Source organism: Pseudomonas sp. TE12234, from assembly GCF_054061835.1.
The window spans coordinates 1-10,720 of record NZ_JBSSEP010000013.1 but is presented as its reverse complement, the minus strand read 5'-3'; the positions used below and the strand labels follow the sequence as shown (position 1 = coordinate 10,720).

8 protein-coding genes and 2 tRNA genes are annotated in these 10,720 nt (G+C 58.5%); 2 read left to right on the top strand and 8 right to left on the bottom strand.

Features of this window, described 5'->3' with window-relative positions:
* Positions 1 to 159: 159 nt before the first annotated feature.
* The 8 genes from ACVWYU_RS19745 to rnr form a co-directional block, all read right to left on the bottom strand.
* Positions 160 to 2,460, bottom strand: coding sequence for a YgiQ family radical SAM protein (locus tag ACVWYU_RS19745; RefSeq protein ID WP_090328538.1), 2,301 nt, complete (start codon positions 2,458 to 2,460; stop codon positions 160 to 162).
* Positions 2,461 to 2,642: 182 nt separating this feature from the next.
* Positions 2,643 to 4,040, bottom strand: a complete 1,398-nt coding sequence (gene dnaB, locus ACVWYU_RS19740) for a replicative DNA helicase (protein WP_090328831.1) — start codon at positions 4,038 to 4,040, stop codon at positions 2,643 to 2,645.
* A 134-nt stretch (positions 4,041 to 4,174) separates the two neighbouring features.
* Positions 4,175 to 4,621, bottom strand: coding sequence for a 50S ribosomal protein L9 (gene rplI / locus ACVWYU_RS19735; protein ID WP_007939577.1), 447 nt, complete (start codon positions 4,619 to 4,621; stop codon positions 4,175 to 4,177).
* A gap of 19 nt (positions 4,622 to 4,640) precedes the next feature.
* Positions 4,641 to 5,534: a hypothetical protein gene (locus ACVWYU_RS19730; RefSeq protein WP_457373468.1), complete on the bottom strand. Its 894-nt coding sequence runs from the start codon at positions 5,532 to 5,534 to the stop codon at positions 4,641 to 4,643.
* A gap of 36 nt (positions 5,535 to 5,570) precedes the next feature.
* Positions 5,571 to 5,801 (bottom strand): 30S ribosomal protein S18, encoded by a 231-nt coding sequence (gene rpsR / locus ACVWYU_RS19725; RefSeq protein WP_002551829.1) that lies wholly within the window; start codon positions 5,799 to 5,801, stop codon positions 5,571 to 5,573.
* Between the two features lie 28 nt (positions 5,802 to 5,829).
* Positions 5,830 to 6,252 carry a 30S ribosomal protein S6 gene (gene rpsF, locus ACVWYU_RS19720; RefSeq protein WP_007939579.1) on the bottom strand — a complete coding sequence of 141 codons (423 nt, stop codon included), beginning with the start codon at positions 6,250 to 6,252 and terminating at the stop codon, positions 5,830 to 5,832.
* A gap of 314 nt (positions 6,253 to 6,566) precedes the next feature.
* Complete coding sequence (gene rlmB, locus ACVWYU_RS19715; protein ID WP_090328534.1) at positions 6,567 to 7,334, bottom strand: 23S rRNA (guanosine(2251)-2'-O)-methyltransferase RlmB; 768 nt, start codon at positions 7,332 to 7,334, stop codon at positions 6,567 to 6,569.
* On the bottom strand, positions 7,331 to 9,967 hold the full coding sequence (rnr, locus tag ACVWYU_RS19710; RefSeq protein ID WP_457373467.1) for a ribonuclease R: 2,637 nt from the start codon (positions 9,965 to 9,967) through the stop codon (positions 7,331 to 7,333). The genes rlmB and rnr overlap by 4 nt, the downstream gene beginning before the upstream one ends.
* Positions 9,968 to 10,192: 225 nt before the next feature.
* Here rnr and ACVWYU_RS19705 point away from each other — a divergent pair.
* Positions 10,193 to 10,279: transfer RNA gene (locus tag ACVWYU_RS19705), tRNA-Leu, on the top strand.
* 166 nt (positions 10,280 to 10,445) lie between these two features.
* Positions 10,446 to 10,532, top strand: a tRNA-Leu gene (locus ACVWYU_RS19700).
* Positions 10,533 to 10,720 lie beyond the last annotated feature (188 nt).

Sequence of the window (10,720 nt, the reverse complement as noted above, 5' to 3'; positions counted from 1 at the left end):
GCGGGAAATTGGTTTGGGGCCGTTGCACGTAAATGTGGCGTGGCGCGGCAGGTTCACCACCAGCAGCGGCCTCTTTAGGCCCAATGTGCTGATGTTGCGCGGCTCAGAAATGCAAAACGCCAACCCGAAGGTTGGCGTTTTGTTGAGCCCAAGTGCGATTCAGCGCGGTACGACCGGCTTGCGAGCCGGTTTCGGCCCTTTGCCTTTGGCCGCATCCTTGCGCTCCTTGGCCGCCTGCTGGTTGCGTGCGAATGCCGCAGCCTTGGCCTGTTCACGCTTGTCCCACGGGTTGCCACCGTCGCTGGCGCGGGGTGGCAGACCGGTGTGCTGGGTCAGGATTTTGGTCGTTTCCTTGCCCACTTTATGGCTGCCGGCCGGCGTCGAGTTCTTGCGACGGGCACTCTGGTAGCTGTCGGTGGACGGCTGGTGCAACGGGATCAACTGGTTCTTGCCCGGCCCGATCAGGTCACTGCGGCCCATGCGGATCAACGCTTCACGCAACATCGGCCAGCCTTTCGGGTCGTGGTAGCGCAGGAAGGCCTTGTGCAGGCGGCGCTGCTCTTCGCTCTTGACGATGGTCACTGCATCAGACTTGTAAGTGACCTTGCGCAGCGGGTTCTTGCCCGAGTGGTACATCGCGGTGGCGGTGGCCATCGGCGACGGGTAGAACGCCTGCACCTGGTCGGCACGGAAACCGTTGCCCTTGAGCCACAGGGCCAGGTTCATCATGTCTTCGTCGGTGGTGCCCGGGTGGGCAGCGATGAAGTACGGAATCAGGTACTGCTCTTTTCCGGCTTCCTTGGAGTATTTCTCGAACATGCGCTTGAATTTGTCATAGCTGCCGATGCCCGGTTTCATCATCTGGTTGAGCGGACCTTCCTCGGTGTGTTCCGGGGCGATCTTCAGGTAACCGCCGACGTGGTGGGTCACCAGCTCTTTGACGTATTCCGGCGACTCGACCGCGAGGTCGTAACGCAGGCCGGAAGCGATCAGGATCTTCTTCACACCCGGCAAGGCGCGGGCACTGCGATACAGCTGAATCAGCGACGAGTGGTCGGTGTTCAGGTTCGGGCAGATACCAGGGAACACGCACGACGGTTTGCGGCACGCGGATTCGATTTCCGGCGTTTTGCAGGCGATGCGGTACATGTTCGCGGTCGGGCCGCCAAGGTCGGAGATGACGCCGGTAAAACCGGGAACCTTGTCGCGAATTTCTTCGATTTCGCGAATGATCGACTCTTCGGAACGGTTCTGGATGATCCGGCCTTCATGCTCGGTGATCGAGCAGAACGTGCAGCCACCGAAGCAGCCACGCATGATGTTCACCGAGAAGCGGATCATCTCGTAGGCCGGGATTTTCTCCTTGCCATACGCCGGGTGCGGAATGCGCTGATAAGGCATGCCGAACACGTAGTCCATTTCTTCGGTGGTCATCGGAATCGGTGGCGGATTGAACCAGACGTCGACCTCGCCGTGCTTCTGGACCAGGGCACGGGCGTTGCCCGGGTTGGTTTCCAGGTGCAGCACGCGGTTGGCGTGGGCGTAGAGCACCGCGTCGTTGCGGACCTTTTCCACCGACGGCAGACGAATCACGGTCTTGTCGCGGGTCATCTTGGGACTTGCCAGGATCTGCACGACCTTGGCTTCCTGCGGATCCTCAACCGGACCTTTTTCCTGCTCGATGGCGCAGGCCTGGGTGTCCTGGGTGTTCACGTACGGGTTGATGATCTTGTCGATCTTGCCCGGACGGTCGATGCGCGTGGAGTCGACTTCGTACCAGTCTTTCGGCGTATCGCGACGGATAAACGCGGTGCCGCGCACATCGGTGATGTCTTCGATCTTGTGACCGTAGGACAGGCGCTGGGCGACTTCGACAATGGCACGCTCGGCGTTGCCGTAGAGCAAGATGTCGGCGCTGGCGTCAATCAGGATCGAGTTGCGAACGCGGTCCTGCCAGTAATCGTAATGCGCGATGCGGCGCAGGGACGCTTCGATGCCGCCGAGCACGATGGGCACATGCTTATAGGCTTCCTTGCAGCGCTGGCTGTAAACCAGGCTCGCGCGGTCCGGCCGCTTGCCCGCCAGGCCACCCGGCGTGTACGCGTCATCGGAACGGATTTTCTTGTCGGCGGTGTAGCGGTTGATCATCGAGTCCATGTTGCCGGCCGCGACACCGAAGAACAGGTTCGGCTCGCCAAGCTTCATGAAGTCGTCTTTGGACTGCCAGTTTGGCTGGGCAATGATCCCGACGCGGAAGCCCTGGGACTCCAGCAGCCGGCCAATGATCGCCATGCCGAACGACGGGTGATCGACGTAGGCATCACCGGTGACGATGATGATGTCGCAGGAATCCCAGCCAAGCTGATCCATCTCCTCCCTGCTCATCGGCAGGAATGGCGCTGGCCCGAAACATTCGGCCCAGTACTTGGGATAGTCAAATAACGGCTTGGCTGCTTGCATGTCGATAACCGGTGTTGGCTTTCATTGAATTTCGCGGGCGCGGAATATAGCACAAATTTTGACCAATTCCGACGGCTATGGTCGGAAATTGCGGCGCGTCTATCGCTGGCAAGCCAGCTCCCACAGGGATCGCATCAGCCCTGTGTGGGCTTGCCAGCGATGGGGCCCTTCAAGACGCTGAATTACTCGTCGTCATCGAAGTTATAGCTACCCGGCGCCAGGTTCTCGAAACGGGTGTACTTGCCGATGAACGCCAGGCGGATAAAGCCGATCGGCCCGTTCCGCTGCTTGCCGATGATGATTTCGGCGATGCCTTTGTGCTCAGTTTCCGGGTGGTACACCTCGTCGCGATACACGAACATGATGACGTCGGCGTCCTGCTCGATCGCTCCGGATTCCCGCAAGTCGGAGTTCACCGGGCGTTTGTTCGGCCGCTGTTCCAGGGAACGGTTGAGCTGGGACAATGCCACCACCGGGCAGTTGAATTCCTTGGCCAGGGCTTTCAGGGACCGGGAGATCTCGGAAATCTCGTTGGTCCGGTTGTCGCCACTCGAACCAGGGATCTGCATCAATTGCAGGTAGTCGATCATGATCAGGCCGATTTCACCGTGCTCACGCACCAGACGCCGGGTCCGGGCGCGCATTTCCGACGGGCTGATACCGGCGGTATCGTCGATGAACAACTTGCGGTCGTTGAGCAGGTTGACCGCCGAGGTCAGGCGCGGCCAATCGTCGTCTTCCAACTGGCCCGAACGGACCTTGGTCTGGTCGATGCGTCCCAGGGACGACAACATACGCATGATCAGCGATTCGCCTGGCATCTCCAGCGAGTAAACCAGAACCGCTTTCTCGCTGCGCAGCACGGCGTTTTCCACCAGGTTCATCGCAAAGGTGGTTTTACCCATGGATGGACGGCCGGCAACGATGATCAGGTCAGCCGGTTGCAGGCCGCTGGTTTTCTCGTCGAGGTCGGTGTAGCCGGTGGACAGGCCGGTGATGGCGTTGTCGGTGTTGAACAGGGTATCGATGCGGTCGATGGCCTTGGTCAGCAGTTCATTCACCCCCACCGGGCCGCCGGTTTTAGGCCGGGCCTCGGCGATCTGGAAAATCTGCCGTTCAGCTTCATCAAGGATTTCTTCAGCCGTACGCCCTTCCGGGTTGAAGGCGCTGTCGGCGATTTCGGTGCTGATGCCGATCAGTTGGCGCAGCGTCGCGCGCTGGCGAACGATTTGCGCATAGGCCTTGATGTTGGCGACGGACGGCGTGTTTTTCGCCAGTTCGCCGAGGTACCCAAGGCCGCCGACTTGCGAAGTCTGACCTTCCTTGTCCAATTGCTCGGCCAGGGTCACGACGTCGATCGGCGAGTTCTGATCGGCCAGTTTGGCGATCGCACGGAAGATCAAGCGGTGGTCATGTCGATAGAAATCACCGTCGGAGACTTGATCAAGCACGCGCTCCCAGGCGTTGTTGTCCAGCATCAGACCACCGAGTACAGCCTGTTCGGCTTCGATGGAATGCGGCGGCACCTTCAGCGCGGCGGTTTGCAGATCGTATTGCTCAGGAGCGGAGATTTCGTTCATGGCCACTTGGTATTTTTTGGAGAAGCTGGGATTAAAAAACGGAACTGCCAGAAAGACAAAGGGCACGACCTGTAAACAGGATCGTGCCCGATGTTACCGGCAAGCACCCGAGGGTGCCAGCCGACAAGTACTGCTTAAGCTGCTACCACGACAACGCGTACGGTGGCTTCAACTTCGGCGTGCAGGTGCACGGCTACGTCGAATTCACCTACGTTGCGGATGGTGCCGTTCGGCAGACGAACTTCGCTTTTTGCAACTTCAACGCCAGAGGCGGTCAGTGCATCAGCGATGTCGTGAGTACCGATCGAACCGAACAGCTTGCCTTCGTCACCAGCGGTGGCAGTGATAGTCACTTCCAGCTCAGCCAGTTGGGCAGCGCGGCTTTCAGCCGATGCTTTACGGTCTGCTGCAGCTTTTTCCAGCTCAGCGCGACGCTCTTCGAACGCAGCCAGGTTGGCTGGGGTCGCAGCGGTAGCTTTGCCGTAAGGCAGCAGGTAGTTACGACCGTAACCAGCCTTAACGTTCACTTTGTCACCCAGGTTGCCCAGGTTGGTGACTTTTTCCAGAAGGATCAGTTGCATGTGAAAATCCTCTTAACTTTTAACCTTCACCGTTCGCGTTATCGGCGTCTTTCGGCGCCAGACGACCGCGAAAATCAATCAGGCTGTCGACGATGGCCAGGACCACCAGCAACGGATAGATCAGCTGCATGAACAGCAACAGCGTGACGTACAACCCCACCAGCCAGAACCTGGCCAGTCGCTTTTGCGCCACCAGCCCGTGAATCAGGGCCAGCCCGGCGAAAACCAGCGGTACGCTGCACAACGGCGTCAACATGGCCATCTGCGGACCGAAGTTCGGTCCCAGAAGCATTAACGCCAGCAACAACATCGCTGGTCCAAGCGGGATTCGGATGACGCGAAACTCGCGACCAAAACCACCCGGGTTGTACAACAACGCCTGCCAGTAGCGCCCGATAATCAGGCTCAGCACACTGACGATTTGCAACAAGGCCGCAATCAGGCCGGTCAGGATCGGTGCAATCAGGGACGCGAATCGCGCTTGCTCTTCTACCGACATCTTCTGGTAGAGGTCACCGAGTGCCAGCGGCAGGATTTTTATCAGATCCTGCGCCAGCATTTCGATTTGGGAACTGAACACCGTCCCCAGCACCACTGAAAACACCAACCCCATCGCTATGCTGACCAGCAGCACGCGGTTCCAGGACTCGCTTGCGCGCAAAACCAACGCAAGGCCCGAAGACCCCAGCAGCACCAGAAGTGCCCTTGGATCATCGAATTTAAGCCACCAGATCAACGCCGGCAGCAATCCCAGAGCAAGAACGCCCAGGGCGTCCCTCATTCCGCGCCGCAGGAGCACAAGGCATCCGGCGGCAGCACTCAACCAATACAACAACGGCAATGCCGCACATCCGGCCACTACCAGAGTGGCCTGCATACGACCCCGCATGATGAACTCAGCTAAGGCACGCATACATTCAATCCTTTGCTACGTGTCGACTGCCCGGTCTCAGCGGCCGTGGCTGTCGGTGTAGGCCAGCAGGGCCAGGAAGCGGGCGCGCTTGATAGCGGTGGCCAGCTGACGCTGATAACGAGCTTTGGTACCGGTGATACGGCTTGGAACGATTTTGCCGGTCTCGGATACGTAGGCTTTCAGAGTGTTGAGATCTTTGTAATCGATCTCTTTCACGTCTTCAGCGGTGAAGCGGCAGAATTTACGACGACGGAAGAAACGTGCCATTTGATAGGCTCCTTAAAAGGTCCGTGGATTACTCGTCAGCGTTATCGCTGTTGTCGCTGTCATCACTGTCAACGCCTTCAGCGTCGGAGTGCTCAGGACGGTCGCGACGCTCACGGCGCTCACTGCGGTTTTCTTCAGCCTTGAGCATCTCGGATTGGCCGGTAACGGCTTCTTCGCGACGGATGACCAGGTTACGGATCACTGCATCGTTGTAGCGGAAGTTGTCTTCCAGCTCGGCCAGGGCCTTGCCAGTGCACTCAACGTTCAGCATCACGTAGTGAGCCTTGTGAACATTGTTGATTGCGTAGGCCAGTTGACGACGGCCCCAATCTTCCAGACGGTGGATTTTGCCGCCGTCTTCTTCGATCAGCTTGGTGTAACGCTCAACCATGCCGCCGACTTGCTCGCTTTGATCCGGGTGGACCAAAAAGATGATTTCGTAATGACGCATGAATGCTCCTTACGGGTTGTAGCCTGCCGCTCAAAAGCGGTCAGACAAGGAGTGAATGACACTTATGGACTTGTGGACGCTAGACACATGCGTGCCTGCCATCGCAGCAAGGGGCGCAATTGTAGAGAAGGGGCGAAGGAGGCGCAAGGTAATTGGTGATTATTTGAACAGTTCGTTCGCCCGCCATTCTTTGGCTGGCCACAAGCCATTGTGGGAGCGAGCCTGCTCGCGATGAGGACGCAACATTCAACATTGATGCCGAATGTTACATCGCTATCGCGAGCAAGCTCGCTCCCACAGCAATTGCAACCAGATCAGGACTTCTTGGCGGTAGCCGCAGCCTTGACCCTACGCTGACGCTGGGCTTCGAACAGACATACGCCGGTCGCCACGGAAACGTTGAGACTGCTGACGCTACCCGCCATCGGCAAATTCACCAGGTAGTCGCAATGCTCGCGAGTCAGGCGGCGCATGCCCTTGCCTTCGGCACCCATGATCAGGATGGTGGGGCCGGTCAGGTCCTGGTCATACAGACTGACTTCAGCCTCCCCTGCCGTGCCGACGACCCACAAGCCACGCTGCTGGAGTTTCTCCAGGGTGCGAGCCAGGTTGGTCACGGCGACCAGAGGAATCACTTCCGCAGCGCCGCAGGCGATTTTTCGTACAACCGGCGTCAGGGTCGCCGACTTGTCCTTCGGAACGATCACCGCCAGCGCACCGGCCGCATCGGCAGAACGCAGGCAGGCACCAAGGTTATGCGGATCGGTCACGCCGTCGAGCACCAGCAACAGCGGTGCGCCTTCGGTGCGATCAAGCAGTTCGTCGAGCATCGCCTCACCCCAGACCTGGCTCGGACTCACGTCCGCGACCACGCCCTGGTGTACGCCTTCGACCCAGGCGTCCATTTCACGACGCTCAGCCTGCCCGACCTGGACACGATTCTCGTTGGCCAGTTCGATCAGCGTCTGCACCCGAGGATCATTGCGGCCTTCGGCCAGCCAGATCTGCTTGACGCGTTTCGGATGGTGACGCAGCAACGCTTCTACAGCATGCACGCCGTAGATTTTTTCCAACTGACTCATGACTTGGCCTTAGGTTTACGCGCCCCGCCACTTTTGGCTGGGGCCGAGCCCGCTTTTGGCGGACCTTTACGATGTTTACTCGGCTTGGCTGGTTTTCCGCCGGGAGCCTTGTCAGGCGCCGACCGTCCGGTCTTTCCCGCAGACGCCGCTTTACCGCCGCTTTTCGCGTCGGCCAGCAAGGCCTTCTTCAGTTCACGGCTCTTGCGCACTTCGGCGTTTTTCGCCGCGGCATCGCTTGGGCGATAGGCCTCTACAACCTTTTCCTTGGCAGGACGACGACCGGTTTTCGCCGGTGCCGGCTCTGCGGCTGTTTTTGCAGAAGACGCTGCGGGCGCAGCGGTTTCCGTACCGCGTTTTTTACGACCGATCGGCGCGCTGATGGTTTTTTCGGCCATCTCGAAATCGATCTTGCGTTCGTCGAGATCGACGCGCATGACCCGCACTTCAACAGTGTCACCCAGACGGAAGCTGCGACCGGTACGCTCACCGGCCAGGCGGTGATGCACAGGATCGAAGTGGTAGTAATCGCCCGGCAGCGCGGTGACGTGCACCAGGCCTTCGACGTAGATGTCGGTCAGTTCGACGAACAGACCAAAACCGGTTACGGCGGTGATTACACCCGGGAACGATTCGCCCACGCGGTCTTTCATGAACTCGCACTTGAGCCAGTTCACGACATCGCGGGTCGCCTCGTCGGCGCGGCGCTCGCTCATCGAGCACTGCTCGCCGAGTTGCTCCAGGGCCGCTTCATCGTATGGATAGATACGCGCTTTCGGAATGGTCATCGCGCCAGCACGACGAACGTGCGGAGTGTCCTGTTTCGAATGAATGACGCTGCGGATTGCACGGTGAGTCAGCAAGTCCGGATAGCGGCGGATCGGCGAGGTGAAGTGGGTGTAAGCCTCGTAATTCAGACCGAAGTGGCCCTGGTTATCAGCGCTATACACCGCCTGACTCAGCGAGCGCAGCATGACGGTCTGGATCAGGTGGAAATCCGGACGATCCTTGATACCGGCCAGCAATGCCTGATAATCCTTCGGCGACGGGCCGTCCTTGCCTTTGTGCAGGGACAGGCCAAGCTCACCGAGGAAGGCGCGCAGTTTTTCCAGGCGCTCCGGTGGCGGGCCGTCGTGGACGCGGTACAGCGCAGGGATTTCATGCTTTTTCAGGAATTCGGCGGTAGCCACGTTGGCTGCCAGCATGCATTCCTCGATCAGCTTGTGGGCATCGTTGCGCACGGTCGGGCGAATTTCCGCAATCTTGCGCTCGGAGCCGAAGATGATCCGGGTTTCCTGGGTTTCAAAATCGATCGCGCCGCGCACATGACGAGCCGCCAGCAGCACCTTGTACAGCGAGTACAGCTGCTTGAGGTGCGGCACGACGTCGGTGTACTCGCCACGCAGCTTGCGCGCTTCGGTGGCTTTCGGCGTTTCGAGCATGGCGCTGACTTTGTTGTAAGTCAGGCGCGCATGAGAGTGGATCACCGCTTCGTAGAAGCAGTAGTCGGTCATTTCACCGGTTTTGGAGATGGTCATCTCGCAAACCATGGCCAGGCGATCGACCTGCGGATTCAGCGAGCACAGACCGTTGGACAGCTGCTCAGGCAGCATCGGGATCACGCGCTCGGGGAAGTACACCGAGTTGCCGCGTACCTGGGCCTCGGCATCCAGCGCCGAACCGAGCTTCACGTAGCTGGATACGTCGGCAATCGCCACGTACAACTTCCAGCCACCCGAGAACAGCCGCAACTTGCCCTTACGGGCTTCGCAATAGACCGCGTCATCGAAGTCACGGGCATCTTCGCCGTCGATAGTGACGAAGGGCAGATGGCGCAGGTCGATGCGTTTCTCTTTGTCCTTTTCTTCGACTTCAGGCTTGAGCTTGGCCGCTTCCTTGAGCACCGCCTCAGGCCAGACGTGAGGGATGTCGTAAGTACGCAGCGCGACATCGATCTCCATGCCCGGCGCCATGTAGTTACCCACGACCTCAACCACATCGCCCTGGGGCTGGAATCGTGGCGTCGGCCAGTGAGTGATCTTCACTTCAACAAACTGACCGATCTGGGCGTTGGCGTTGCGACCCGGCGTCACCAGCACCTCTTGCTGGATCTTCGGATTGTCGGCAACCACGAAACCGATACCGCCCTCTTCGAAATAGCGACCGACAATGCTCTCGTGAGCACGGGACACCACTTCGACGATCATGCCTTCGCGACGACCGCGACGGTCGAGGCCGGAAACGCGGGCCAGGGCACGGTCACCATCGAACACCAGGCGCATTTGCGCCGGACTCATGAACAGGTCGTCACTGCCATCGTCCGGAACCAGGAAGCCAAAACCGTCACGGTGACCGCTGATGCGACCCAGGATCAGGTCGAGCTTGTCTACCGGCGCATAAGTGCCGCGACGGGTATAGATGAGTTGAGCATCGCGCTCCATGGCGCGCAGGCGGCGGCGCAGGGCTTCGATCTGGTCTTCTGTGGTCAGACCAAACTCTTCGACCAATTGCTCGCGGTTAGCAGGCGAACCTCGATCAGCAAGATGCTGAAGGATCAGTTCGCGGCTAGGAATAGGGTTTTCATATTTTTCCGCTTCACGAGCGGCCTCGGGATCGAGGGACTGCCAATCGGCCATTAGAGAGTTTTCACCTTGTCTATATACGGGTTAGTTTGGCATAGGCGTAATGAAACGGGAAATTTCAAGCTATGACGGCCCTTCTAAAGCCCTTTATCGACGTCACAAAGCTGGTTTGAAGACCGCCGGTGAATTTTTTCAGGTTTTTTTGATTCCAGGGGTTTACAGTTAAAAAGACGCTCCGTATAGTGCGCGCCATCGACGACGGACAACGTTGCCGATACTGCCCAGATGGTGAAATTGGTAGACACGCCAGCTTCAGGTGCTGGTGGCCTTACGGCCGTGGAAGTTCGAGTCTTCTTCTGGGCACCAATTTCGAGCTTGAGATTAGATCAATTTCAAGGCTCACACAAAAACCCGCGAAAGCGGGTTTTTGCATTTCTGGCTGTTGATTTATTAATTTTAAATCAGGGGTTTACAGATCAAATTGCTCTCCGTATAGTGCGCCACATCAACAGCGGCAACGCTGAAGATGAATGCCCAGATGGTGAAATTGGTAGACACGCCAGCTTCAGGTGCTGGTGGCCTTACGGCCGTGGAAGTTCGAGTCTTCTTCTGGGCACCAATTCAAATTCAAGGTTACGACCTTGGATTTCACAGAAACCCGCGAAAGCGGGTTTTTGCGTTTTCGGCTTTCGAAAATCAACACGCCCTCCCCCTGTAGATACTCTGTTCCCGGTCAAGCTTTCAGCAGGTGCTTATCGCTGAAAAGCTTGGCCGTGTCGAAATCCTCTCCCGAGCGCATGCACGCCC

Excerpts from the sequence above, each read along its gene's own strand:
- ACVWYU_RS19745 (WP_090328538.1), bottom strand. The coding sequence starts at position 2,460 with ATGCAAGCAGCCAAGCCGTTATTTGACTATCCCAAGTACTGGGCCGAA.
- dnaB (WP_090328831.1), bottom strand. The coding sequence starts at position 4,040 with ATGAACGAAATCTCCGCTCCTGAGCAATACGATCTGCAAACCGCCGCG.
- rplI (WP_007939577.1), bottom strand. The coding sequence starts at position 4,621 with ATGCAACTGATCCTTCTGGAAAAAGTCACCAACCTGGGCAACCTGGGT.
- ACVWYU_RS19730 (WP_457373468.1), bottom strand. The coding sequence starts at position 5,534 with ATGCGTGCCTTAGCTGAGTTCATCATGCGGGGTCGTATGCAGGCCACT.
- rpsR (WP_002551829.1), bottom strand. The coding sequence starts at position 5,801 with ATGGCACGTTTCTTCCGTCGTCGTAAATTCTGCCGCTTCACCGCTGAA.
- rpsF (WP_007939579.1), bottom strand. The coding sequence starts at position 6,252 with ATGCGTCATTACGAAATCATCTTTTTGGTCCACCCGGATCAAAGCGAG.
- rlmB (WP_090328534.1), bottom strand. The coding sequence starts at position 7,334 with ATGAGTCAGTTGGAAAAAATCTACGGCGTGCATGCTGTAGAAGCGTTG.
- rnr (WP_457373467.1), bottom strand. The coding sequence starts at position 9,967 with ATGGCCGATTGGCAGTCCCTCGATCCCGAGGCCGCTCGTGAAGCGGAA.